This window comes from Rothia sp. P5764 (assembly GCF_048512965.1).
In the GTDB taxonomy this organism is placed as follows: Bacteria; Actinomycetota; Actinomycetes; order Actinomycetales; family Micrococcaceae; genus Rothia.
Genome location: NZ_JBLXXQ010000003.1, coordinates 78281 through 104294 on the forward strand (window position 1 = coordinate 78281; position 26014 = coordinate 104294).

The 26014-nt window shown below is 58.7% G+C and carries 21 protein-coding genes and 1 tRNA gene; 15 read left to right on the forward strand and 7 right to left on the reverse strand.

Translation table 11 applies throughout. The features are described from left to right. Positions 1-12: 12 nt before the first annotated feature. Complete coding sequence (rsrA, locus tag ACN08Y_RS05765; RefSeq protein WP_419112092.1) at positions 13-291, forward strand: mycothiol system anti-sigma-R factor; 279 nt, start codon at positions 13-15, stop codon at positions 289-291. A gap of 61 nt (positions 292-352) precedes the next feature. Here rsrA and ACN08Y_RS05770 read toward each other — a convergent pair whose 3' ends face one another. From ACN08Y_RS05770 to ACN08Y_RS05780, 3 genes are all read right to left on the reverse strand, one after another. Beyond that, a complete protein-coding gene (locus ACN08Y_RS05770) occupies positions 353-427 on the reverse strand; it encodes a 50S ribosomal protein bL37 (protein WP_377129465.1) in 75 nt (24 codons plus the stop codon). Positions 428-577: 150 nt separating this feature from the next. Then, positions 578-1177 carry a GDSL-type esterase/lipase family protein gene (locus tag ACN08Y_RS05775; protein ID WP_419100538.1) on the reverse strand — a complete coding sequence of 200 codons (600 nt, stop codon included), beginning with the start codon at positions 1175-1177 and terminating at the stop codon, positions 578-580. Between the two features lie 200 nt (positions 1178-1377). Further along, positions 1378-5094, reverse strand: coding sequence for a multifunctional oxoglutarate decarboxylase/oxoglutarate dehydrogenase thiamine pyrophosphate-binding subunit/dihydrolipoyllysine-residue succinyltransferase subunit (locus ACN08Y_RS05780; RefSeq protein ID WP_419110244.1), 3717 nt, complete (start codon positions 5092-5094; stop codon positions 1378-1380). Positions 5095-5655: 561 nt separating this feature from the next. Between ACN08Y_RS05780 and ACN08Y_RS05785 the strand changes: the two genes are divergently transcribed. The 5 genes from ACN08Y_RS05785 (at position 5656) to ACN08Y_RS05805 (ending at position 11000) form a co-directional block, all read left to right on the forward strand. Then, the gene (locus tag ACN08Y_RS05785; protein WP_419100536.1) at positions 5656-7005 is read left to right on the forward strand and encodes a hemolysin family protein; all 1350 of its coding nucleotides are present in this window, start codon (positions 5656-5658) and stop codon (positions 7003-7005) included. Further along, a complete protein-coding gene (locus ACN08Y_RS05790) occupies positions 7002-8090 on the forward strand; it encodes a hemolysin family protein (protein ID WP_419100535.1) in 1089 nt (362 codons plus the stop codon). Before ACN08Y_RS05785 ends, ACN08Y_RS05790 begins: the two co-directional genes overlap by 4 nt. Positions 8091-8269: 179 nt before the next feature. Further along, entirely contained in the window at positions 8270-9253 is a 984-nt protein-coding gene (locus ACN08Y_RS05795) for a metal ABC transporter solute-binding protein, Zn/Mn family (protein WP_419112093.1), read from the forward strand. Between the two features lie 5 nt (positions 9254-9258). Then, positions 9259-10116 (forward strand): metal ABC transporter ATP-binding protein, encoded by an 858-nt coding sequence (locus ACN08Y_RS05800; protein WP_419110247.1) that lies wholly within the window; start codon positions 9259-9261, stop codon positions 10114-10116. Then, entirely contained in the window at positions 10113-11000 is an 888-nt protein-coding gene (locus ACN08Y_RS05805) for a metal ABC transporter permease (protein WP_419100532.1), read from the forward strand. Before ACN08Y_RS05800 ends, ACN08Y_RS05805 begins: the two co-directional genes overlap by 4 nt. A 163-nt stretch (positions 11001-11163) precedes the next feature. Here the strand turns inward: ACN08Y_RS05805 and ACN08Y_RS05810 are convergent, their stop codons facing one another. Then, positions 11164-11595: a Fur family transcriptional regulator gene (locus tag ACN08Y_RS05810; protein WP_419104597.1), complete on the reverse strand. Its 432-nt coding sequence runs from the start codon at positions 11593-11595 to the stop codon at positions 11164-11166. 143 nt (positions 11596-11738) lie between these two features. On the opposite strand from ACN08Y_RS05810, the gene ACN08Y_RS05815 reads away from it, so the two are divergent. From ACN08Y_RS05815 to ACN08Y_RS05830, 4 genes are all read left to right on the forward strand, one after another. Beyond that, entirely contained in the window at positions 11739-12398 is a 660-nt protein-coding gene (locus ACN08Y_RS05815) for an MBL fold metallo-hydrolase (RefSeq protein ID WP_419112094.1), read from the forward strand. Positions 12399-12408: 10 nt separating this feature from the next. Beyond that, a complete protein-coding gene (locus tag ACN08Y_RS05820; protein ID WP_419112095.1) occupies positions 12409-12834 on the forward strand; it encodes an HIT family protein in 426 nt (141 codons plus the stop codon). A 162-nt stretch (positions 12835-12996) separates the two neighbouring features. After that, positions 12997-13143 (forward strand): hypothetical protein, encoded by a 147-nt coding sequence (locus ACN08Y_RS05825; RefSeq protein ID WP_419110250.1) that lies wholly within the window; start codon positions 12997-12999, stop codon positions 13141-13143. 3 nt (positions 13144-13146) lie between these two features. Continuing rightward, the gene (locus tag ACN08Y_RS05830; RefSeq protein ID WP_419110251.1) at positions 13147-13347 is read left to right on the forward strand and encodes a helix-turn-helix transcriptional regulator; all 201 of its coding nucleotides are present in this window, start codon (positions 13147-13149) and stop codon (positions 13345-13347) included. On the opposite strand, the gene hrpA is transcribed toward ACN08Y_RS05830, so the two are convergent. Next, entirely contained in the window at positions 13344-17819 is a 4476-nt protein-coding gene (gene hrpA, locus ACN08Y_RS05835; protein ID WP_419112096.1) for an ATP-dependent RNA helicase HrpA, read from the reverse strand. The genes ACN08Y_RS05830 and hrpA overlap by 4 nt on opposite strands. 213 nt (positions 17820-18032) lie before the next feature. Continuing rightward, positions 18033-18755 carry a purine-nucleoside phosphorylase gene (deoD, locus tag ACN08Y_RS05840; RefSeq protein WP_419112097.1) on the reverse strand — a complete coding sequence of 241 codons (723 nt, stop codon included), beginning with the start codon at positions 18753-18755 and terminating at the stop codon, positions 18033-18035. A gap of 92 nt (positions 18756-18847) precedes the next feature. On the opposite strand from deoD, the gene ACN08Y_RS05845 reads away from it, so the two are divergent. Then, entirely contained in the window at positions 18848-19822 is a 975-nt protein-coding gene (locus tag ACN08Y_RS05845) for a GNAT family N-acetyltransferase (protein ID WP_419112098.1), read from the forward strand. 252 nt (positions 19823-20074) lie between these two features. On the opposite strand, the gene ACN08Y_RS05850 is transcribed toward ACN08Y_RS05845, so the two are convergent. Beyond that, a tRNA-Arg gene (locus ACN08Y_RS05850) sits at positions 20075-20147 on the reverse strand. 260 nt (positions 20148-20407) lie between these two features. Between ACN08Y_RS05850 and ACN08Y_RS05855 the strand changes: the two genes are divergently transcribed. The 4 genes from ACN08Y_RS05855 (at position 20408) to ACN08Y_RS05870 (ending at position 26002) form a co-directional block, all read left to right on the forward strand. Continuing rightward, complete coding sequence (locus tag ACN08Y_RS05855) at positions 20408-21325, forward strand: alpha/beta hydrolase fold domain-containing protein (protein WP_419112099.1); 918 nt, start codon at positions 20408-20410, stop codon at positions 21323-21325. Between the two features lie 63 nt (positions 21326-21388). Beyond that, positions 21389-23050 carry an arginine--tRNA ligase gene (gene argS, locus ACN08Y_RS05860; protein WP_419112100.1) on the forward strand — a complete coding sequence of 554 codons (1662 nt, stop codon included), beginning with the start codon at positions 21389-21391 and terminating at the stop codon, positions 23048-23050. 2 nt (positions 23051-23052) lie between these two features. Further along, on the forward strand, positions 23053-24537 hold the full coding sequence (gene lysA, locus ACN08Y_RS05865) for a diaminopimelate decarboxylase (protein WP_419112101.1): 1485 nt from the start codon (positions 23053-23055) through the stop codon (positions 24535-24537). A gap of 169 nt (positions 24538-24706) precedes the next feature. Further along, complete coding sequence (locus ACN08Y_RS05870; protein ID WP_419104581.1) at positions 24707-26002, forward strand: homoserine dehydrogenase; 1296 nt, start codon at positions 24707-24709, stop codon at positions 26000-26002. Positions 26003-26014: the final 12 nt, after the last annotated feature.

Genomic DNA, 26014 nt, shown 5'->3' on the forward strand with positions numbered 1-26014 from the left:
AAAGGAGCCATCATGCCCACGGCACACGGCGCAGACGGCGCCCCCAACCCCTGCCAGGAACGACTCACCAGAATTTACGACTACCTGGATGACCCACTGAGCTGCCAGGATCTCGAAGAGCTCCAAGCCCACCTGGCCGAGTGCAAATATTGTGCTCAGGAATACGACCTCGAATGTATTATCCGGCAGGCGGTGCGAAGAACCTGCACCGAAAGGGCGCCCCAGGATCTCAAGAGCCGTATCCGGGACTGCATCGACACCCTGCACAGCCAGGCCCATACCGAGGCCTAGGTGCGTCAGACATACGAAAGGGCCCTCACTCTGTGAAGAGTGAGGGCCCTTGATGATTGCCTTATGAATTGGGGCGCTTACCGTGGTTAGCGCCACCCTTACGGCGATCCTTACGCTTGCGACCGCGCTTGCTCATATGAGCCTCCTTGATCAAGGTGGAGTGCCCGCCAGGATAACGGAGCACAAAATGGTCGATAGCACCCGTTAACAGGCACTTCTCACCATTTTGGCATACCTTAGCCCTGATTGCACAATACTGCTTTGAATATCACGCCAGTTTGTTGGCTTAGACCGGCTCAGAAATCTGGAGCCAGTTGTACCAGCCGCGGTGAAGAACCAGCCAGGCAATCAAGCCGTATCCGGACTGGCCCGGGCGGCCGTCGTTAGCGGCAAGGTCGTTGCGCCACTGCTCGTGGTGAAGGAGCGGGTTGAAGGTATCAACGTAGACGTGGTTACGGCGGGTAACCACATCGGCGTAAGCTGCGGAGAGGTCAGCAATCTTGCGGTTGCGCTCGGAGTCCAGGGTGGGGGGAGGGCCAACTACAAGAACCTTGACATTGTTCTGAGAAGCCATATCAACCATGTTCGCTAGGTTCAGGCGTGAACGTGCGCTGGTGATACCCAGGTCAATGTCAAAAGTGGAGGGTGCGATCACCAGGCGGTTATCGTGACCCTGGGCAAAACGGCGGCTGGCTTCTTCAAACCAGCGTGAGTTGAGCTGTTCACTGCCTTCACCGGGGGCGGCCAAGTTATAGGCCGAGATGGAGGCTGAGTTCTGGGGGGTGCGTGCCATAACGCGACCAAACCACCCCAGGGTGCGGGGGTCCCCAACGCCTGCGAGCAGTTCATCGCCAACGGCTACAAGCCGAATTTTTCGCTGATCCACGTGCTTCTTTCTCTAGGCCGTGGGGGAAGTGCCCCACAGCAACGGTTGTCTTATTCTTTCTTAGTCTAAACCCTGGGAGCCAGCCAACGCACGCTCGCAAGGCCGGTAGCGCCTGTTTTTCAGTCAGCCGGGACTAAAAACAGGTGCTCCACTGTCAAAAACGGTGGAGCACCTGCTTGGTGAGCCAGGGGCTAAGAGAGTTAGCGGTCAAACACCTCGGAAATGAGGTTATCGAGCTCACGCTGGTGGCGCTTGCCGGTACCCGCAGCGGGCGAGGCAGCGGCTGGGCGGGAGACCAGAGCCATCTTGTAGCCAATCTGGGGGAGCAGGTTGACCGCCATGAAGGGCCACTGGCCCTGGTTGGCAGGTTCGTCCTGAGCCCAGATGACCTCGGCATTGGGGTAGGCCGCAATCTGTTCCTTGATCTCCTGGGCAGGGAGCGGGTAGAGCTGCTCTACCCGCACCAGCGCGGTGGTCCTGTCATTGCGCTTAGCTCGCTCAGCCTCGAGGTCGTAGTAGAGGCGGCCGGAGACAAAGACCAGGCGGGTGACCTCGGCCGGGCTCAGATTGGCCTGATCCTCAATCACGGGCTTGAAGCTACCGGTGGTGAAGTCCTCTACCGACGAAGCTGCGGCCTTCAGACGCAGGAGCTGCTTGGGGGTAATCACAATCATCGGCTTGTGGGGGCGTGAGTGCGCCTGGCGGCGTAGCAGGTGGAAGTAGGATGCCGGGGTAGAGGGAACCGCAACAGTCATATTGTTCTCAGCGCACAGCTGCAGGTAGCGCTCCATACGGGCTGATGAGTGGTCCGGGCCCTGGCCCTCAAAGCCGTGGGGCAGGAGCAGAACCAGCGAGGAACGCTGAGCCCACTTCTGCTCAGCGGAAGAGATGAACTCGTCCACAATGGTCTGGGCGCCGTTGGCGAAGTCACCGAACTGGGCCTCCCAGAGCACTAGGGAATCGGGGCTTTCCACGGAGTAGCCGTATTCAAAGCCCATGACACCGTACTCAGAGAGCAGGGAGTTGTAGATAGCGTACTTGCCCTGGGTCTCGGAGAGGTGGGCCAGCGGGTTCCACTCTTGGTCGGTCCTTGAGTCGTGTAGAACCGAGTGACGCTGGACGAAGGTGCCACGCTGGACATCCTGGCCGGTGAGGCGGACATTGCGGCCTTCAAGGAGCAGGGAGGCAAAGGCAGCAAGTTCGCCAAAGCCCCAGTTAATCTCGCCCTCGGTGGACATTTTCACACGCTGATCCAGGAGCTTCTTGAGCTTCTTGTGAACGGTGAAGCCTTGGGGAACCTCTGCAAAGGCCTGGCCAATACGGGCCAGGGTCTCGGGCGAGATAGCGGTTTCACCGGCAACACGAACGGAGTCCTCATTCTGCTGGGCGGCAGGGCGCTCAATGTTGGAAACTGCTGCTGCATCGGCAGTGACCAGGGGAGCAGAGGATGACTGAGCCTCGTGAGTTTCGGTGAAGATCTGCTCCAGGCGGCTCTGATAGTCCTTGAGCGCGCGCTCGGCTTCATCCTGGGTGATGTCGCCACGACCTACCAGCGCCTCGGTGTAAATCTTGCGGGTTGAGGGGAGCTCCTCAATCTGCTGGTACATCTTGGGCTGAGTCATTGAGGGATCATCGGCCTCGTTGTGGCCGCGGCGGCGGTAGCAGACCAGGTCGATAACGACATCCTTGTTAAAGGCCTGGCGGTAGGCAAAAGCGATAGAGCCCGCGCGTACAACGGCCTCGGGGTCATCGGCGTTGACATGCAGGATAGGTGCCTGAATCATGCGGGCAACGTCGGTGGAGTAGGTAGCGGTACGACCATCGCGCGGAGTAGTGGTGAAGCCAACCTGATTATTGACCACAATGTGAACGGTACCGCCGGTGGTGTAACCCTCCAGCTTGGACATCTGCAGGGTTTCCATAACGATGCCCTGGCCAGCAAAGGCGGCATCGCCGTGAACCAGAATGGGCAGAACCGGGTAGTTGATGATGCCCTGGTCAGCGAGGGTATCCTGCTTAGCGCGGACGATTCCCTCAAGTACGGTGTTGACCGCTTCAAGGTGAGAGGGGTTAGCGGCCAGGTAGACCTGGGTCTGGTTGCCGTTGTGGGAAGTGAAGACACCCTCGGTACCCAGGTGGTATTTAACGTCACCAGAACCGCCGGTGAGGCGCGGGTCAAGCTGGCCCTCAAATTCACGGAAAATCTGTGCGTAGGACTTGCCGGCAATGTTGGTCAGTACGTTCAGGCGGCCACGGTGGGCCATGCCGATGCCAACGCCCGAAAGTCCGGCGTCGGCAGCTTCGGAAATGACCGAGTCCAGGAGCGGAATAAGCGACTCGCCGCCCTCTAGGGAGAAGCGCTTCTGGCCCAGGTACTTGGTCTGCAAGAAGGTTTCAAAAGCCTCAGCGGCGTTCAGAGTACCCAGGACGCGGAACTGTTCATCACGGGAAGGCTTGGTGTAGCCGTGTTCGAGGCGGTCCTGGAACCACTGGCGCTCTTGGGGGTTCTCAATGTGCATGTATTCCACGCCCAGGGTACGGGTGTAGGCTTCGCGCAGGAGTTCCAGAATGGTGCGCAGGGGCAAGGATTCCTTATCGCCAAACCCGCCGGTGGGCCAGTGGCGGTCAAGATCCCAGAGGGTGAGCCCGTAGTTTTCCAGCCGCAGGTCCGGGTGGGAGAGCATCTGGTAGCCGATGGGGTTGGTCTGGGCAATCAGATGACCGCGTACACGGAAAGCGTGAATGAGCTGCTGAATGCGCGCGACCTTGGAGACCTCAGCCTCGGGGTTAACCTGGTTATCGCGGGCCCAGCGGACGGGCTCAAAGGGGATGCGCAGGTCCTCAAAAATCTGGTCGTAGAAGTTGTCGCCACCTAACAGGTAGTGCTCCACCAGCTTGAGGAACTCACCAGAACCGGCACCCTGGATAACGCGGTGGTCATAGGTGGAGGTCAGGGTCAGGATCTTGGAGACACCGTTGCGGGCAATGACCTTATCGGAGGTGCCACGGTACTCGGCCGGGTAGTCAAGGGCACCGGCACCGATAATAGCAGCCTGCCCCTTGGAGAGGCGTGGCACGGAGTGAACGGTCCCGATGCCGCCGGGGTTGGTCAGTGAGACGGTGGTTCCCTGGAAATCCTCTACACCGAGCTTGCCTTCGCGGCCGCGCTGAACGATGTCGTTGTAGGCATGCCAGAACTCGGAGAACGACAGCGACTCTGCACCCTTGATATTAGGCACTACCAGGTTGCGGGAGCCGTCAGGGCGAGGTAGGTCGATAGCCAGACCAAAATTGACGTGGGCGTGCTGAATAGCGGCGGGCTTACCCTTGGCGTCCTCACCGTAGCTCACGTTCATGGAGGGGAAGTTTGCCAGTGCGCGAATGATGGCGTAGCCAATGATGTGAGTGAAGGAGACCTTACCGCCGCGAGTGCGAGCCAGGTAGCTGTTAATCTCTGTGCGGTTATCGATAAGCAGCTTAGCGGGTACCGCGCGCACGGTGGTGGCGGTGGGAACGCTCAGAGACTGATCCATGTTGGTGGCAACTGCTTTGGCAGGGCCACGGAGGGTGACAATCTGGTCTTCTTCGGGTGCAGTGCTCACAGGTTCTTCTTTCTGAGGAGCTGGGGTGGTTACCTGGGGTGATGAAACAGCGGGCGCAGGACTAGTCGCGGCGGGCTGGGGAGCTGCAGGTTGTTGAGTAGAGCGCTGGGGCGAAGTTGCCTGCTGGGTGACCGGTGCCTTGGCGGGAGTTGCATTAGCTGTGGGGGCACCTTTGCCTACCCACTGTTCGAAGAGGGGCCACCACTTCTGATCGACCGCACTGCGGTCTGCCTCAAACTTCTCAAAGAGTTCTTCAACGAGCCACTCGTTGCCCGCAAATTCTTCAGGCACAGTATGTTCTGGCTGGTTTGGCACTGTCTAACGCCTCTTCCATCTCGTATGGTCATTGGGCACCGCAAGGTTCTTGGGCGCCGGGCTGAATGGTTCATCGCGCACACCCTTGGGCGCGTGATGTATTGCATATCTTTGTCTAGTTTAGGAGTGTTCAGGGCATACGTCCAACACGCCCCACCGGGCAAAGAGCCAGTAAAGGGTCAACCTCTGGTGGGGGTAAAGCTCATACCCCACTGGCTAGGGCTGTGTACTTAGCTGATAAAGCGACATTAAGCCACGGGGAACATGCGTCAATAGATGGTCTTGTGTGGGACTATGTTGGTTCATGTGATGGGCCAGTGCCCTATGCTTCTTTCTAAAGAATGAGACAGCTGCCCCTTACAATTTCGCACCCGGTGAAAGCAACCGCGCGCCTCTCTTGAGTTTTCGCTAGAATGGGCGACTATGGAAGACCCTTCTAGTTGTCGCTGCACTCAGCAGCTTTCTAACATACACCTGGGCAAGAGCCCCGTAACATATCGACATGATGCTCCCGCACTTGCCCTAGTGCCAACCTTTGCTAACGGGGCGGTGAATAGCTAAATGGAATGGCTCCTGCTCATAGTTGGCTTCCTCCTTATTCTGGGGACCGGCTTCTTCGTGGCCGTGGAGTTCTCTCTGGTAGCTCTCGACCAGTCCAAGGTCCAGCAAGAGATTGACCGAGGGGACAAGCGGGGCAGGCAAGTCATGTCTTGTCTCAAATCCCTCTCCACCCAGCTCTCAAGCTGCCAGCTAGGTATCACTATCACCACCCTGCTTACCGGCTACACACTCGATAGCAGTATTAACGCTCTGGCTGGTGACACCATTGCCTCCTGGGGGCTGAGCACCGGCGTCGCTTCAGCCCTGACCCTCATTTTCTCTATGGGTATAGCCACCCTGCTCTCCATGATCATTGGTGAGCTGGTCCCTAAGAATCTGGCAATTGCTGAACCCTACCGAGTCGCCCGTTCCCTGGCACCGCTCCAGCTGCTGTTTACCAAGGTCATGGGCCCCATCGTCCGAACCGCCAACGGATCCGCCAACTGGATTCTGCACCGCTTCGGCATGGAAGCCAAGGAAGAACTGTCTGCCGCGCGCTCGCCCGAGGAGTTATCCTCTATGGTCCGCCGCTCCGCTGACCTGGGTACCCTGGACTCAGACACCGCGCGCTTCCTTGACCGCACTCTTTCCTTTGCGGAGCTGACCGCCGCCGACGTCATGACCCCTCGCCGCAAGGTCATCATGCTCGAAGACACCTCCCCGGTCAGCGACGTTATCGAGCTAGCTCGTACCACCGGGCACTCCCGTTTCCCCCTCTACCGTGAAGATCAGGACAACATCGTGGGTGTTGTCCACGTCAAGAAAGCCGTCGGCCTACCCCTAGATAAGCGAGAAACCCTTGAGGCCGGTATTCTCATGGAAGATGTGCTTCAGGTGCCCGAAACCGTGCACCTCGACTCCCTGCTGATTCAGCTTCGCGAAGGCGCTCTTCAACTGGCCGTGGTGCTCGATGAATACGGCGGAACCGCCGGTATCACCACCTTGGAAGACCTGGTCGAAGAAATTGTGGGCGAAGTTTCCGATGAGCATGACGTCCATTCCCCGGACGAACGCCCCCTGCGCGTAGGCAACGGCGATTACATCTTCCCCGGCCTTCTGCGCCCCGATGAGGTCAACGACTACATCCAGGTCCTTGAAATCGAGGACGACCCCGCCTACGAAACCATGGGTGGCTTTATGATGGACCGCCTGGGCAGGGTTCCTGAGACCGGGGACGTGGTGCCCCTTGAGGGCGGATACCTGCGGGTAGAGAAGATGGAACAGCGCCGCGTGGACCGAATCCGCTATGTGCACGATACCCCCGCCACCCCTGAGGTTCAGCCCGCTACCGCTAAGGAGGCCCGCCGATGAGTGACTGGGTCGCTATCTCGCTTCTGTTTGTTTTGCTGGCCGGTAATGCTTTCTTCGTGGCCGGTGAGTTTGCGGTTATGTCTACCCGCCGTTCGCAGGTGGAGCCTCTGGCCGAAACCGGCAATAAGCGAGCTATCACGGTCTTGTACGCCCTGGAGAACGTTTCGCTTATGCTGGCTACCTGCCAGCTGGGCATCACTATCTGCTCTCTGCTGATTCTGAACGTATCGGAACCTGCCCTGCACCACCTGGTATCGGCACCCCTGGAAAGCTGGGGCATTCCCTACTCCGTAGCCAGCGCCGTGGGCTTTGCCTTCGCCCTGATCCTGGTCACCTACCTACACGTTATTCTAGGTGAAATGGTGCCCAAGAATATGGCAGTCTCTCTGGCGGCTCGGGGCGTAGCCCTGTGGATCGCTCCGCCGCTGGTTACGATCTCCCGACTGCTCAAACCAATCGTCAGTCTGCTCAATTGGATTGCCGACCACACGCTGCGGCTGATGAAAGTGGAGCCTAAAGCCGAAGTCGCCTCCACCTTTACCCTGGATGAGCTACAGAACATCGTGGCCCAGTCCACGGCTGAAGGCACCGTCGACGACGGCTCAGGAGTACTCTCAGGGGCACTGGAATTCAGTACAAAAACGGTAGCTGACATTATGGTGCCCGGTGACAAGCTCATCACCATGGTCTTTCCCTGCACTCCGGCGGAACTAGAAAAGGCGGTGGCCCATACCGGCTACTCCCGCTTCGTCATGGAAGACCGTGAAGGCGGGACCTACATGGGCTACCTGCACATTAAAGACGCTCTGGTCTACGAGGCTGAGCGAATGGACCAGCCCATTGCCTGGGGCAAGCTCCGCCAGATGTCTGTTGTCAAACCCGAAACTGAGATTGATGACGCGCTCGCAGTCATGCAGCGCAACCGCGCCCACGTTTCGCACGTGGTCGATGGTAAGGGTCAGAGCGTGGGCGTGCTCTTCCTGGAAGATATTTTGGAGGAGCTGGTGGGTGAAATTAAGGACACCACCCAGGAGCATGTGCGGCGCCGCCAGGAGGCCGCAGCCCGCTTTACCTCTGAGCCCTAAGGCAAGCCCCGACATCCTACAGGGTTATTGAGTCAACCGCCGCCCCTCCCGTCTAGGGGAGGGGCGGCGGTTCTCTGTTTGGTCGGTGGGAGGAAGCACATTGATATTATTTGCGAACGGTTCGCAAAAGGGGGTAGGCTAATAAAACGAAAACCTGAACCTGGCTAGAAAGATATATCGTGAAAAAAATCCTCCCCGCTACCTCCTTGTTGATGCTCTCGGTGCTTGGCCTTTCGGCTTGCGGCCAGCAAAGCTCCAACAGCGCCGCACCTGATCAAGGCGCAATCAAAGTAGTGGCTACCACCGATGTTTATGCTGACCTGGTTAAAGAAATCGGTGGTGAACGAGTGGAAGCCACCCCGCTGATCGCCTCAACGGCTGTAGATCCCCACTCTTACGAGGCAACCAGCCAGGATCGTCTGGCTGTCAAGGACGCGGATATAGTAGTTGTTAACGGGGGAGGCTACGATGCCTTTCTAACCGATCTGGCTGGAAACGATAACCCCGGCCAGAAGATCGTCAATGCCGTTGAAGTTTCTGGGCTCTTTAGCGCAGATGACCTGGCTCATATGCAAGAAGAGCACCACGGGGAGGCAGATACGGATCATCACCATGAGGGTCACGATCATGAGGGCCACGACCACCACGCCTACAACGAGCATGTCTGGTATGACCTGGACACCATGAAAAAGGTTGCCGACCAGGTGGCAGCTGACCTGGCGGAACTCGATCCCGACCAGGCCGATACCTACCGCAGCGCCGCGCGTGACTTCTCGACCCGCCTGGATGAGCTCATCACCCGCCTCAAAGCCGTAGACAGCAAGAAACGCACCTATCTTGCCACTGAGCCCGTCTCCGGCTACTTACTCCAAGACGCAGGTTTCACGGATGCCACCCCGGCAGACCTAACAGCGGCGGTAGACAGTGAAAGCGACATCGCCCCGCTGACCCTGCAGGAAGCCAAAGATCTTCTCGGCGCCGGGAAGATTGACCTGCTTGCCTTCAACGAACAAACCCAGACCGCACAAACTGCTGAAATCTTTAGTTACGCCCAAAACAAAGATGTACCCAGCGTCTCGTTCACCGAGACCCTTCCCGAAAACACCGGTTACATTGAGTGGATGAACCAGAATATCGACAACCTCGAAAAGGCAGTTGCATAGGAGCTATGTCAGATTCTTCCCCCCAGCTCGCCCCCGCTATAGAGATTACCGGGGGTGGGCTGTCCTTTGGGCACCGCACCCTCTGGAAGGACCTTAGCCTCTCTGTAGAACGCGGCGAATACTTTGCGGTACTCGGCCCCAACGGCTCAGGTAAATCAACCTTTATCAAGGTTATTCTGGGCCTGACCCAGCTTAGCCAAGGTAAGATTGCCGTCTTGGGCGCTGCAGCGGGTCTGGGGAACCCGGCCCTAGGCTACATCCCCCAACAAAAAGCCTTGGGGACCGAATTGCCTCTGCGCGCTCGGGACTTTGTAGGTTTAGGGGTGGACGGACACCGCTGGGGCTTTCGCTTCAAAAACCGGGACTACCGGGCCAAGGTTGATAGTCTGCTAGAAGCCGTCGGCGCACAAGACTACGCCAATGTTCCGGTGGGTTTACTCTCCGGCGGGGAACAGCAGCGCCTACGCATCGCCCAGGCCCTAGCCAACGACCCAGCTATTATCCTGGCAGATGAGGCCCTGCTCTCCCTTGACCTTAACCACCAGTATGCGGTTTCGGATTTGATCCACCGTTACAACCGTGAAAATGGGGCTACCGTGGTCTTCGTAACCCACGAAATCAACCCCATCATCGATCATGTGGATCGGGTGCTCTACCTAGCCGGTGGACGCTTTACTGTCGGTACAGTACCCCAGGTCATGCGCTCAGAGGTGCTCACTGATCTCTACCAAACCCCCGTCTCCGTTATTCACACCAAGGGGCGCTATGTGGTGGTGGGCGGGGAGTACCGCGAGGACCACTGCGCCCTAGAAACAGATGATCCGCTTCTACACCTACCTGCCACCCGGGGAGAACAAGGATGAGCCTAGCTGACTTTTGGAGCAAAGTTTTTGTCTTTGACCGCTACGGTGAGCTCCTAGAGCTCCTGAGCCAGTCCATTATCGCCGGTGCAGTTTTGGGCCTTATTGGTGGGTTCGTTGGACTCTTCGTCATGCTCCGCCGCCATGCCTTTGCCGTTCACGCTATTGCTGAGATGTCTTTCGCTGGTGCGGCGCTCTTTTTGCTCCTGGGCTACAACGTGGTCACCGGCTCGCTGATAGGGTCGATCTTCTCGGCCCTCATAATTGCCCTGATGGGTGCCAAGGTGCATGAGAACGACTCCATCATTGGGGCGCTCATGCCCTTTGGGCTGGGTCTGGGTATTCTCTTCTTATCCCTCTACTCGGGACGCTCGGCCAACAAGTTCTCTCTGCTGACCGGTCAGATTGTGGCGGTTGATTCGGCCCAGCTTACCTCTATGGTAGTTGGTGGGGCAGTTATCATTACGGCTCTAGCGCTCATGTGGCGGCCTCTGATGTTTGCCTCATTGGACCCGGTGGTTGCGCAGGCTAAAGGCCTGCCGCTACGCTTGCTCTCTGTCGCTTTTATGGTGGTGCTCGGTATCGCCACTGCGCTATCGGTTCAGGTGGTGGGGTCGCTCCTGGTGCTAGCCCTGCTTATCACCCCGGCTGCCTCAGCCCTTCAGGTTACAGCTTCACCCCTGCGGGCGCTCATCCTATCGGTACTCTTTGCTGAGGTCGCCATGGTAGGCGGAATCCTGCTGGCACTAGCAGGCTCACTCCCTATCAGCCCCTACGTCACCACGCTGTCTTTTCTTATCTTTGTCATGTGCCGCGGTATTCGGGCAGTACGCCAGCGCTACTCAGCATCGGGCCGCAAGCGCAGTGAGCCTGGGCTGGAGAAATAGCTGTATAAGCCATTACGTTCGCTTAGCACCCGGTGTGCCAACCTCCCCGAACGCCAGACCCGAGCCAGTTGGCACACCGGGTGCTAAGCCGGGCTGTGGATGCGCTTGCCAATCTCGCCGAACGCCAGACCCGAGCCAGTTGGTAGCCTGGCCGCTGGGTCGCTTACCGGCCCTCAGCTGCGCAGGTAGCGCAGAGGCCCGTAATCTCAATGACGTGGCTGACCTGGGTGTAGCCGTGCTGACCGGCAATAGCGTGAACTAGCTCTTCAAGCTCAGGAATCTCAAACTCCTGGGCCGCCCCGCAGGACCGGCAGAGAATATGGTGATGGTGGTGCTCAAGGCCGCACTGGCGGTAAATGGCCTCGCCCTCTTCGGTTTTGAGGGTTTCGACCTCACCGGCGTTCACCATGGACTGCAAGAGACGGTAAATCGTCGCCAGGGAAACCTTCTCGCCGCGTGAGAGCATGAGCTGGTGCAGATCCTGCGCCGAGATGAAATCCTCAAGCGTTTCAAGGGTTGCGGTTACAGCGCGACGCTGTTTGGTGTTTCTAATTTCTATAGGTTTGGTAGTAGCCGATGCCGGTTGGGTCGCCATGAAAGCATCCTCGTGGGGTCCAGGTCTGTTTTTCTTTGCCTTACTGTACACGATAGAGCGAACCGGCAGGGCTTAGGTCGCCGCTTGCTCGGTGTGCTCCCTGGTACTGGTATCGGGTAGACCGAGATACTAGGGTTGGAGGTATGAAACTTACTAAATACACCCACTCCTGCCTTCGTTTAGAAAAAGACGGCGCCGTGCTGGTGCTGGATCCCGGCAACTTCTCGGAAGTTGAGCAGGCCCTAGATGGCGCTGACCATGTTCTGATCACCCATATACACCCCGACCACTTCGATGAGGGTAGGGTACTGACTTTCTTAAAAGAGAACCCGCAGACTACCCTGCACGCCCCTGCCGCTGTGGTTCAGGCGGTCCTCAAAGAGCTACCCCAGGCTCAGGCTCTGGCCGTAGAAGCAGATGGACAGCTGACCCTCTCCGGTTTTAACATCAAAACCTTTGGCGGTAATCACGCGGTTATTCACCCGCTCCTGCCGACTATCGACAACGTGGGCTACCTGATTGATGATAACCTCTTCCACCCTGGCGATTCCTTTGTGGTCCCTGACGGTATCGAGGTCAAAACCCTGCTGGTACCCATTCACGCCCCTTGGAACAAAATCCAGGAAGTCATCGACTTTATTATTGCGGTGCGGGCGCGGAAGGCTTATCAGATTCATGACTCCCTGCTGGCAGAGACGGGAAGGAACATGATTGTGGGGCACGCAACCAACTTTGGTAAGAAGTACGGTACAGAGTTTGAGTACCTGGCACCGGGTACCACCGTTGATCTAGAGAATAACTAGGGGAGTGGCTATGAGCACCATTTTTACTAAGATTATTAACCGCGAGATTCCCGGCCGTCTCATCTGGGAAGACGAGCACTGCCTTGCTTTCTTTACCATTGAGCCTTTCCAGTACGGGCATACCCTGGTGGTTCCCCGCCTGGAGATTGACCACTGGGTTGACTTACCCGAGCAACTGAGCGCCCACCTCTTCGCTGTGGCTCATAAGGTTTCTCGCGGCTTGGTAAAGGCCTTTGACCCGACTAGGGTCGGCATGATGATTGCCGGTTTCGACGTACCTCATACCCACCTGCACGTGTGGCCAGCTCTTGATCAGAGTGAGTTTACCTTTGAACAGGCCAACCGTAACCCTGACCCCGCACTTATGGACGAGGCGGCTGAGAAACTGCGCGCGGCCCTGACCGAGCTGGGCTACGGGGAGTTTGTCACCAGCTAAGGGCACGAGCTGTGGCAGGTAGGTCACGGCGGGGTTTGCGTAAGGTGTTGAGCCCAGGCTCTACTGGTAGACCGTTCAACCCTCAAAGGGGCGGTCCGTAACCCAGAAGCCAGCGTTGAAAGTCACTGGTATGCCAAGGCGGCAGAAAACACCTTTTACTGGATGATTGCCATCATGGGCCTGGGTGTCGGAGCCTTTTCAACCTTCGGCTGGGACGCGCCCGCCTCCCTAGTGCTCACTGCCACCACAGTCTTAGCAATGCTCATCTTCCTGGCAAACTACTTGGTCTATAAGCGCAGGGGTGTCTAGCCCGTGCAGAACCGTCTCAAAGAACTGCGGGCAGAACGCGGCTACTCCCAGCAGGAGCTAGCGGACCGGCTGGGAGTTTCCCGGCAGACCATTATCAGCATCGAAAAGGGCCGTTTTGACCCTTCCCTGCCCCTAGCCTTCCAGCTGGCCGCTGCCTTTAGCTGTCAAATCGAGGATATTTTCACCCCCGATCAGGCAGGCTAAGATGCTTTCATGGCTTCAATTGCCTGGCGCAGGGCCTTGCCAATGCGCTTCTCACTGACCGTGTAGGCGGTCCCCAACTCCTGGGCAAAGAAGCTGACCCGCAGTTCCTCAATCATCCAGCTCACAGCCTCCAACTCGGGGCTAGGGGAAACCCCGGCAGGCAGAGACTCAAGAGCCTTATCGTAGGAATCCTCTAGCTCCTGAACAGCCAGCATGAGCTGATTATCCCGGTTGATGTTTGGCCCCAGCTTCTCCATACGTTTAATCATGGCTTTGAGGTAGCGCGGTAGGTGGTGCAGTTGAGCCGCGCCGGTAGCGGCCACAAAACCCGGGTAAATCAGGTTCTCCAACTGGGCTTTCATATCGCCTATAGCGTGAATAACAGCCAGCGAGGTGCTCTTTTTCATGAGCTTCTGAACAGCGGTTGCCTGGGTAAGAATATCGGCCACCAGCTTGGTGATGGTAAAAACCGTATCAATCAAATCAGCGCGCACACTGTTAAAAAGCTCGGTGTACTCGGCCCGGGTGAAGGGCGGGATCTCCGGGGTGAGTTGGTCAATGGCCGCTACGGTGCAGTCGCTAATGAGTGAATCAACAGAGCCGTGCGGGTTCTGGGTAAAGACCATCTTCTCCCGATTATTCAGGTGCTCAGATACATACCGCTCAGGGGAGGGAGTATTGAGTTTGAGCAGGCGGATAACACCGGAACGCTGGGCACGGACGGCCTCGGCCTCGGAGGGGAAAATACGCACAGCAACAGAGGAACCCTCATCGACCAGAGCCGGGTAGCCAGCAACCTTTTGGGTGGCGATGACGCGCTCTACCTTACGGGGCAAATCCTGGGCAGGCCAGTCCGTCAGGCCCGATACCTCACGTACAGCACCGGCAGCTGGAGCGGTAGCGGCCTGCCCGCCAGCGGGTGCAGCGCCCTGAACTGGGCCCTTACCAAGCTGGGATGGCTGGCCCGGGCAGGAGCCACCGCTCCTGCCCGAAGCCTTAGAGCCCGAAGCTACAGCACCCTGAGCCATAGCCTGCATCCGATTCATGGCCTCCGGGGAAGCTCCCAAAGAAGCCGCCAGAGCCGAACGGATCTCGGCGTGCAGACTGGCCTGCAGGCTGGCGAGATCCTTGCTCTCACCCAGAATCTTGTTGCGGTGATCGCGCACCTGGAAGGAAAAACGCAGGTGCTCCGGAACAGACTCCCAGCTAAACTCAGCCGGGTCCACCACATGTCCGCGCAGACGGCGCAGAACCAGGGCCAGCGAATCGGTCAGCGAATCCTCAGCCGGCGAAAAATCAGCAGTCAGCTTCTCTACCGCCTGGCGGGCGACATCGGGGGCAGGCACAAAATTCTTACGAATCTGCTTGGGTAGGGACTTAATCAGGGCGGTTACCAGCTCCTGGCGCAGGCCAGGAATCAGCCACTCAAAAGGAGCCGGATCTAGCTGCCCCAAGAAAAGCACCGGAACCTGAACCGCAATACCGTCCGTCTGGGCGGCAGAAGAACGTACCCCGCCAATAGACACGGTGGGGGCATACTCATAGCGTAAGTCCAGATCAAGCTCCCCACCAGAGGTGCGGGCAACCCAGGTGCGGGGGAAGAGCGACTCATCATAGTCACCTGCCTGCTCATCAATCAGGTTCTCTGGGCTGAAATCCAGCAGGTGCTCATTGACCTTGCGCTCCTGGGACCACCAACGGTCAAAGTGCCGTTCGGAGACAACATGGTCAGGAATACGGGCATCGTAGAAGTCAAAGAGAACCTGGTCATCAACCCGCAAATCACGCCTGCGCAGGCGGGCTTCCAGCTCTTCAACCTCAGCCAGGGCCTTCTGGTTGCGCGCAAAGAAGCGGTGCCGGGTAGACCAGTCCCCTTCCACCAGGGCAGAACGGATAAAAATTTCACGAGCTGCCTCCGGATCAACCCGCCAGTACTGCACCCGGCGATCAGCAATAACCGGCAGACCCAGCAAAGTGACCTTCTCATGGGCCAGCACGGACCCCTGGCGCGAAGACCAATGAGGGTCAGAATACTGGCGTTTGAGCAGGGGACCACCCAGCTCTTCCACCCACTCCGGCTCAATCTGAGCGTTCACCCGCGCCCATAGGCGTGAGGTTTCTACCAGTTCAGCAGACACCAGCCAGACGGGGTTCTTCTTAAAGAGAGCAGAGCCAGGAAAAATAGCGAACCGGCTACCGCGTGCACCACGGTACTCGTGCCGGTTAGTTTCGTCCTGCATACCAATGTGGGAGAGCAGGCCGGTCAAGAGCGACTTGTGCACCTCAGTTTCGTGGGCCGCAGGGTCAATATGGCGCCCACCCTCAACCGTGATACCGGCAGACCGGCCAATCTCGCGGAGCTGAGTAAAAAGATCCTGCCACTCACGAATCCGCAAGAAATTCAGGTACTCCCGGTGGCACATCTTCCTGAACTGGCTTGAAGACAGCTCGGACTGCTTCTCATGGATGAACTGCCACAGGAGCAAGAAGCTGGTGAAGTCAGACTTATCGTCCTTGAAACGGGCGTGCAAGGCATCGGCCTCGCCCCGGTGCTCAGCCGGGCGTTCGCGGGGGTCCTGAATGGTCAGCGCCGCCGCCAGAACCATAATTTCCTTGGCAACACCGCGCTTGGCGCCCTCAACAATCATGCGGGCCAGACGCGGGTCTACCGGTAGCGCCGCCATTGCACGGCCTGCTGCTGTGAGCGGGCTGGTGGGCTTGCGGAGCTGACGCGGCTGGTGCTTGGCTGCGCTCAGCGCCCCTAGCTCCCGCAGCAGGTTCAGACCGTCGTTAATAGCCCGGGTCTCCGGGGGCTGAACAAAGGGGAACTTCTCAATATCGGACGGGGAACGCACCACACCGATGGCGGTCATCTGTAGGATAACAGCGGCTAGATTAGTACGGAGAATCTCGGGGTCAGTGAATTCAGCGCGTGAGGCAAAATCCTCCTCCGAATAGAGGCGGATAGCGATACCGTCCGACACACGGCCACAGCGACCTGACCGCTGGTTGGCGCTGGCCTGAGAAATACGCTCAATGGGTAGGCGCTGAACCTTGGTCCGGGATGAATAACGGGAAATACGGGCTGTCCCCGTATCAATCACATACTTGATACCCGGCACCGTCAGAGAGGTTTCAGCGACGTTGGTTGCCAGCACAATGCGGGGCCTACCACCGGGTTTGAAGACCCGGTGCTGTTCAGCCATCGAAAGACGGGCAAAGAGAGGCAGAACCTCATAGTCAGCCAGACGGCGGGTGGTGCGAACCATCTCGGTAATGGCCTCTGCCGCGTCCCTAATCTCTCGCTCACCCGAGAAGAAAATCAGGATATCTCCGGGTGCTTCCTCCGAAAGTTCACGGATAGCATCGAGTACGCCGTCCAGAGGGTCGCGGTCCTCGTCCTCCAGGCCGTCGCCTGCATCGTCGGCGTCCTCGCCGCCGTCACCGGTGCGGGGTTCACTCAGCGGGCGGTAACGAATCTCCACCGGGAAAGTACGGCCAGAGACTTCGATAATGGGCGGGGCGTCATCGGGTAGGGCTGCCTCGGCGATTTCCCCTTCCTTATCGGTTGGCGAATCATCGATGATTCCCACACCGGGCACAAAGCTGGGGGAGAAGTGGCGGGCAAAACGCTCGGGGTCAATGGTCGCTGAGGTAATAACAATTTTGAGGTCTGGGCGTTGGGACATAATCCGTTTGAGGTAGCCCAGAATGAAGTCGATATTGAGACTGCGCTCGTGCGCCTCGTCAATGATGATTGCCGAGTAGTTTTTCAGGAGCGGGTCGTTCTGAATCTCAGCCAGCAGAATACCGTCGGTCATGAGTTTAATGGCTGAGCTCTCACCGACCTCGGAGGTGAAGCGCACCTGGTAGCCCACGGTCTGCCCGATTTTTTGACCCAGCTCTTGGGCAATACGTTCAGCAACCGAACGGGCGGCAAGACGGCGGGGCTGGGTATGACCAATCATGCCCTTTTGGGCTAGCCCAAGTTCCAGAAGCATTTTGGGTAGCTGGGTGGTCTTACCGGAGCCGGTTTCACCGGCCACGATAGTGACCTGGTTCTCGCGGATAGCGGCCATGATGTCGTCCCTGCGGGCAGAGACGGGTAGAGCTTCAGGGTAGCTGATGGTGTCAGGAATGAGTGGGGTATAGGGGCGGCGGGTGCCTTGAGCTCTATCCCGGTTGCCAGAGCGTGAGCTTCTGGGGTTCTGTTTCTGGTTGCCCTCTTGCTGTGGTTCGGTGGTCTTGTTTCTGGGTGACTTCTTACGCTGTCCGGTAGCTTGCGGGCGGCGGGTGCGGCCTTGGTTGCGGCTCCTACCCTGTGCGGGCTGGCCAGGCTGTTCTGACCCGCGGGTGTGCTGATTGCCGGTGGCTTCTGGCTGTGCGGTGCGCGTCTTTGCGGCGTGCATAGCGGCGGCAATGGCTGAGAGCGGCTGGGCGGGGGGACGGGGTGAGGGCGATGAAGTAGACATACTGCCTACCATTTTAGGGCTAGAAGCTGTGCCCGTGGGCGGGTTTCTCTAGACGCGTGAAGCCAGCTAGTTCTCTGGCTCAAAATAGCCAGAGATACCTGTTAGGGGCTGCCTGTCTTTGCACCCAGGAGAGCTGAAGCCCTGTGAAAGACGCAGCGCCCCGCCCTCCTGCTTCTTGGCAGGGGAGCGGGGCGCACCTATCAGCAGAGATCTTTAGAGGCTGGCGGCCACCGGCAGGACCAGTTCCATCATTCCGGTGAAGGCGGTCTGGCGTTCATCAGCGGTTGTCTCTACACCCTTGAAGAGGTGGTCAGAGACAGTGAAAACCGAGAGGGCCTGCACCCCGGCAGCGGCGGCGACCGAGTAGATACCTGCGGTTTCCATCTCAACAGCCAGTACGCCCATGTCGGCCCACTTTTGGGCGTCGCTGGGGTCTGCGCGGTAGAAGACATCCGAGGAGAGCACGTTGCCCACGTTCAGGGCCAGGTTCTGGGTTTCAGCTTCCTTAGCTACGGCTGAGAGCAGGGGCCATGACGCGGTGGGGGCGTAGGTGCCGGGTAGCTTGTAGTGGTGCAGGAAGTTGGAGTCGGTGGAAGCTGCCGAAGCGACCACGATGTCAAAGAGGTCCAGGTTGGTGGATAGGCCACCACAGGTGCCGATGCGAATCAGGTTCTTGACCCCGAAGCTGTGAATGAGTTCGTGGGCGTAGAGGCTGGCTGAGGGGATACCCATGCCGGTGCCCATGACGCTGATACGTGAGCCCTTGTAGTCGCCGGTGAAACCGAACATGTTGCGGACGGTGTTGAACTGTACGACGTTCTGCAGGTAGGTGTCGGCAATGAACTTGGCGCGCAGGGGGTCGCCGGGGAGCAGAATGGTTTCAGCAATTTCAGCGCCGTGAGGGGCGATATGGGGGGTATTGACGTTCTCGGTCACAGGGTCTCTTTTCGTAATAAGCGGGGAGAATCTTTCCTCACCTAGTCTACCCAGTCCACCGGGGCCGGAACTTCACTGTTTAGACTTGCACTATGAAACTTCGACTGTGGCAAAGCACCGATGCGTCCGCCCTTCTTGAGCTGGTTGAAACTAGCACGGACTTAGAGAGGCAGATGCCCCTACCTGGCACCCTCCAGGAGGCTCAGCACCTGATTGAAGGGCAGTGGCTCCCTGCGCAGGGGCGGGCTGTCTTTTGCCTGGACGATGGGCAGGCCGTCGGGTTGGTCGGTATCACCTACAGCGCACAGCAAGAGGACGGTTCCTGGGATAGGGGCTGGGTCTACTACTGGATTGCCGACCGGGCTCGAGGTAAAGGAATCCTTAAAAGCGCGGTGCGGGCGGTCTGCGACTGGGCCCTGGGGCAGTACAATCCGCCAGAAGAAAAGCACCCAAGGCTAGCTACTGAACTGCTGGGTACTTTAGAATCGCCCAACCTACGCCGCCTGGAACTGGGTTACCGGACCAACAACCCAGCTTCTGGTGCGGTGGCCCGCTATGCAGGCTTTACCGTGGAAGGCATTGAACGCCAGAAGTTCCTGTACCTGGGGCAAACCTATGATGCTGTTCTTGCCGCCCGGCTCCGCCAGCTACCGGCACCGGACTTCAGCACAGGGGTAGCAGTTCACCACATTGAACTGTGGACGCAGAACCTAGAACAGGTGCGCGGTTCCTGGGACTGGGCACTGACCCAACTGGGTTTCAGCTCCTACCAGCAGTGGCAGGGAGGGCAGTCCTGGCAGGCCCAGGACGGTTCTTACATTGTCCTGGAACAGTCCCCTCAGGTTTCTGGTGCCCACCAGCGCACCCGCGCCGGGCTCAATCACCTTGCCCTCACCTGCCCTAGCGCCCACAAGCTAGACAGCCTGCGAGATCAGGCGGCTGAGCACGGCTGGTCTGAGCTCTTCGCCCCGAACTACCCGCATGCAGGTGGGCCACAACATTACGCCCTCTACCTGGAAAACACCCAGGGCTTCGAACTTGAAATCGTAGCGCCCCAGCCACAATAAATGCCCACCACAAAAAAGAGAAAGCATGCCAGCGCTTCGCGCATTCTGGCAGAACTGATTGCTGGCTAAAATCGCCACATCGGTGACGATTTTGACGCCAGGCACAAAAAGAGAAGGCCTGCCAGCGCTTCGCGCATTCTGGCAGAACTGATTGCTGGCTAAAATCGCCACATCGGTGACGATTTTGACGCCAGGCACAAAAAGAGAAGGCATGCCAGCGCTTCGCGCATTCTGGCATGCCTTCTCTTTTTGTGCCCTCGAAAGGATTCGAACCTTCGACACCCAGCTCCGGAAACTGGTGCTCTATCCACTGAGCTACGAGGGCTTATGATGACTCTTTGACCAAGCCATGTTTACCAGCCTAGCAAGCTCGGCTGATTCATTCGGATTTCTTATCCGCCTGTAGGCGGAAAACCTCATTCACCATGAGCTACCAGGGTAACAAACTCTCAGCCAAAACCTTTATGCGGTTAGGCCATCAAGCCACACCCACTATATCAGAAACACTTGGGCTGGGCTAAACGCCCGCAGACAGGTGCAAACGCTACAGTATTGAGGGTAAGTACCGGCAGATGAAAGGCACCCGTGAACGTCACCAGCGGCAACTACGCAGGCACCAGCGACCCCGCCCAAACCTACGACTTCTACCCGCCTGCAAGCACCGGGGCCAACAGGCAGCCAGCACCTTTACTCATCTATGTTCACGGGGGAGCCTGGCGCTTTGGCGACAAAGCCAGCTTTGCCCAAGCCGATAAGGGCCTGCACACAGTGCGCCAAGGGCTGGCAGAAGCCGGGTTCGCTACAGCCTCCATCAACTACCGGCTCAGCCACCAAGCACTCTTTCCCGCCCAAATCAACGACCTTAAAACCTCGATCCGCTACTTCAAAGAGAAGGCCGCAGAATTTTCCATCGACCCCGACCGTATCGCCCTAGCCGGTGGCTCAGCCGGTGGACACCTGGTTCAGCTAGCCGCCGCAACCGGCCACCTGGCAGAACCCTACCTTGAAGGTATCCCAGCAACGGCGCTAGCCGCCGCACAAGCACAGGGGCAACCGGACTCAAGGGTTCGCTGTGCCCTGAGCATCTACGGGGTCAGCGACCTGCGCAGTATCTTTGACGACCGCGTGGCCTGGGGCTTTGACCGGGACCACCCCGAAGACGACGGCGCAGAATGGCGGCTTTTGGGATCCACCTACCCGGCCCCCGCAGGTAGCCAGGCCGCTATCAACTGGGCAAAAGCTCACCCCATCGACTATGCCCTCGCCGCCAGCCCGAGCGGGCCAAGAACCCACGCACCGGTCTACTACCTGCACGGAACCTCAGACACCTGCGTGCCCCCCAACCAATCAATCCGCGCCCACCGGGCCCTTGCAGGGGCGGGTATCCCCACCGAACTCACCCTGGTTGGCGGTGCTGAACACTCAGACCCGGCTATCTACGCCAGCGCCAGCCTCTGGGCACACATCATAGACTGGCTGACCCAGCACACCAATAAGAGCTAGGCCACACCCTAAGAACCTGCTTGCTGGGTTGGCTAGGTGGTGCCTTTGGGTAGACTTGAACCTATGACACCCGAAGAACTCTCCCTTGCTATTGACGGCGCGCTCGCAGCAGCCTTAGCTGCCGGTGAACTGACCCTGACCGATGGTGAAACCGCACCCGCTGTGCGCATTGAACGCCCCAAGAACCGTGACCACGGTGACTGGGCCACCAACATCGCCCTCCAAATCTCTAAGAAGGTCGGCAAGAACCCGCGCGAAGTAGCCCAGGTCCTTGCGGGCAGAATCACCCAGCTTCCCGGTGTTGCCTCTGTTGATATCGCAGGCCCCGGCTTCCTAAACATCATTCTCGATGCCGCCGCCGCCGGTGAACTGGCGCAGACTATTCTCCAGCAGGGGCAAGCCTACGGAACCAACCAGACCCTGGCCGGTAAGACCATTAACCTTGAGTTCGTTTCGGCTAACCCCACCGGCCCCATCCACCTGGGCGGTACCCGCTGGGCCGCTGTGGGCGATTCTCTGGCCCGTATCTTCCAGTCCCAGGGCGCCAAGGTCGTGCGTGAATACTACTTCAACGACCACGGTAACCAGATTGACCGCTTTGCACGCTCTCTGCTGGCCCGCGCCAGGGGAGAGGCCGCACCCGAGGACGGCTACGGTGGCGAGTACATCACCGATATTGCCAACCGCGTGCTCGAAGCCCGCCCCGATGCTTTGACCTCTGCGGACCCTCAGGAAGTCTTCCGCGCTACCGGCGTTGAGTTTATGTTCGAGGACATCAAGAAGTCCCTGCACGAGTTCCACGTAGATTTTGACGTTTTCTTCCACGAGAACTCACTCTTTGAAGAGGGAAAGGTCGATGAACTCCTTGAAAAGCTTAAGGAGTCCGAGAACCTCTACTTCAAGGACGGCGCCTGGTGGCTCAAGTCCACCGATTTTGGCGACGACAAGGACCGTGTGGTCATCAAATCCGACGGCAACGCCGCCTACATTGCCGGGGATATCGCCTACTTCCAGGACAAAACCAAGCGCCCTGTTGACCCGGCTGACCTAGCTATTTACATGCTGGGCGCTGACCACCACGGCTACGTTGCCCGTCTCAAGGCCGCCGCCGCCGCGCTGGGCGATAACCCGGACATGGTCGAGGTCATGATTGGCCAGATGGTAAACCTGGTCAAGGACGGCAAGCCTGTGCGTATGTCCAAGCGCGCAGGCAACGTGGTGACCATGGAGGACTTAGTCGAGATTGTGGGCGTGGATGCGGCCCGCTACTCGCTGACCCGCTACTCGGTGGACTCCAACATCGATATCGACCTGGACCTGCTGACAAAGCAGTCCAACGAGAACCCTGTGTTCTACGTTCAGTACGCCCACGCCCGCACCTGCGCTATTACCCGTAATGCCGAGGCCGCCGGGGTGAGCACCGACTCAGTGGACTTGGCCCTGCTGGACTCCGAAGCAGACTCTGCCCTGCTGGCCGCCCTGGGCCAGTATGCCGGTACTGTCAAAGAGGCCGCGGAGTTCCGCGAGCCCCACCGCCTGGCCCGCTACCTTGAAGCTCTAGCTGGCACCTACCACCGCTGGTATGGCCTCTCCCACGTGGCCCCCAAGGGCGACGAAGAGATAACCGACCTGCACCGCACCCGCCTGCTCCTGAACCAGGCAACTGGCCAGGTTCTGGCCAATGGTCTGGGACTGCTGGGCGTGAGCGCTCCGGAGAAGATGTAACCATGGCTCACCAAGTAGCGCTTTATAAGCCTGAATGGCTAACCTACCCGCAGAACCCGGCTGAGCTCAGCCCTGTCATCTGGATGCCCTCTTTTGCCCGTGACGCACAGGGGCAGCTGACCGTAGACGGCACCGCTGTCTCGTCATTGGTGGAGGAGTTTGGAACTCCCCAGTACGTCTTTTCGGAGAGCACCTTCCGTGCCCGTGCCGCCGAATTCCGTGCCGCCTTTGAGCAGGCCTTTGAAGCTCACGGCGCTGAAGTGTCGGTCTACTACGCTGGCAAGTCCTTCCTGACAACCGCCGTGGCCAAGTGGGCTGAGGAAGAGGGCCTGTGCCTGGATACCGCCAGCGGCGGCGAACTGGCTTTGGCTATGCGCGCCGGTGTTGCCGGGGGCAAGATTGCCCTGCACGGGAACAACAAGTCAGAAGCCGAGATTGCTCGCGCTCTGACCTACGGTGTGGGCCGCCTAGTAGCAGACTCGGTACCGGAGGTTCAGCTTATTGCACGGGTTGCCACTGAACTGGGTGTTACCGCGCCGGTCATGCTCCGGGTAACCCCCGGTGTTCACGCCTCCACCCATGATTTCATTGCCACAGCACACGAGGACCAGAAATTCGGCCAGTCACTGGTACCCGGCACCGCCGCCCTGGCTGGGCTGAGCCAGGCAGAATTGGATCAGCTGGGTGTCACCGCTGATGACGCTTACGCCACTCTTGCGGCGGCTCTAGCTCTAGCCAGTGAGAGCATTGACCTGCGCGGTCTGCACTGCCACATCGGTTCCCAGATTTTTGAAGCCGAGGGCTTTGGAAAGGCCGCCGAGAAGGTGCTGACCTACATGCACCAGCTCAACGAGCGCTTTGATGTGGTGCTACCCGAAATCGACCTGGGCGGTGGCTACGGCATTGGCTACACCGAGCAGGACACCCCGCGCGGTTCGGCAGAAATTGCGCGGGAGCTGGCCGCTATGGTTGCCTCAACCTGCCGGGCTGTTGGTATGGATATCCCGCATCTCTCCTTTGAACCCGGACGCTCTATCTCCGGCCCCTCCGGTATCACCCTCTACACGGTGGGCACCATCAAAAACGTTTCTATCGAGGACGAAAACGGTGACACCCGCGTGCGCCGCTACGTCTCGGTTGACGGTGGTATGAGCGATAACCCCCGCCCGGTTCTTTACGAGTCGGACTACGCAGTGACCCTGGCTAACCGTGCTCCGGCAGGGGAGCAGCTACTAAGCCGCGTGGTGGGTAAGCACTGCGAATCCGGTGACATCGTAATTCGTTATTGTTACCTGCCTGCCGACCTCACCGCTGGTGATGTTCTAGCGGTCCCCGCAACAGGTGCCTACAACCACGTGATGAGCTCGAACTACAACTACCTCACCCGCCCGCCGGTGGTGGCAACTAGCCAGGGTAAGCCTGCCCGAGCCATCGTTCGCCGGGAAACCGAAGAGGATATGTTGGCCCGCGACCTGGGCCTGGTCTAAGCCCTCAGCAGGAGCCTGCCATGCTGTGCCACTGATCGTAATATGGACGACACGGTATGGCAGGCTCAGTCATACTGAAAGAATGGAAGCTGGACCCGCCGCATAAATACAGTGCGCCTTGGATAGCATGGTGCGCTGCCCCCCCCCTTTACCCCAAAACCGTCAGGAGATGCCATTGGGTAAGACCACCACCATCAAAGTAGCGCTACTAGGTGCCGGTAACGTCGGCTCTCAGGTAGCTCGTATGCTCACCGAGGACGCCACCGCCCTCCGGGACAGAATCGGTGCCGATGTTCAGCTCATCGGTATCGCTGTGCGCGATACGAAGGCTACCCGGCACTATACGGCTGACCCATCCCTTTACACCACCGATGCAGAAGGCCTGATTGATGCCGCCGATGTGGTTATTGAGCTGACCGGTGGTATTGAGCCAGCCCGCACTCGTATTCTGCGTGCACTGGCCGCTGGCAAGTCGGTTGTCTCGGGTAACAAGGCTCTGCTAGCTAAGCACGGTGTCGAACTTACCGCTGCCGCCGCTCAGAGCGGCGCCCAGCTCTCCTACGAGGCCGCTGTTGCCGGCGCTATCCCCATTCTGCGCCCCCTGCGTGACTCCCTGGCTGGTGATCAGATTAGCCGGGTACTGGGTATCATGAACGGCACCACCAACTACATCCTGGATCAGATGGATACCACCGGTGCCCAGTTTGCTGATGCACTGGCTGAGGCCCAGCGCCTGGGTTACGCCGAGGCTGACCCCACCGCCGATATAGAGGGCCACGACGCCGCGTCCAAGGCCGCTATCGTTGCCTCTCTTGCTTTTCACTCAGATTTCACCATTGACGATGTGCACTGTGAGGGTATTACCTCCGTCAGTGCCGAAGAGGTTCAGGCCGCTGCCGCCGATGGCTACGTCATCAAACTCCTGGCAGTGTGCGAGAAGGACGGGGAAGGCGTGAACATTCGTGTTAATCCCACTCTGGTTCCCCGAACCCACCCGCTGGCCAGTGTTCGCGGTGCCTATAACGCGGTCTTTGTCCAGGCTGAAAACGCCGGCGAGCTCATGTTCTACGGCCCCGGTGCTGGTGGTGCTCCTACCGCTTCGGCTGTGCTGGGCGACTTTGTCTCCCTGGCCCGCCGCCTGGTTCTGGGCGGCCCCGGCATCCCGGATTCTTCCTTTGCTCAGCTCAAGGCAACCAGCATGAGCCAGGTCATTTCTCGTTACTCTGTGGGCATTGTGGTAGAGGATAAGCTGGGCGTTCTGTCAAACATTGCTCGTATCTTTGCTGAGCACGGTGTCTCAATCGAAACCATGCGTCAGGTTAAGGGAACCGGCGACGGTAGCAGCGCGACCATCCGTATTGTGACCCACCGCGCGACCGATGCCAACCTTGGCAAGACCATGGCCGTTGTTGATTCCCTGGATACGGTCCGCGAAATCTGCTCCGTGATTCGGGTGGAGGGCTAGAAACTGATGGTT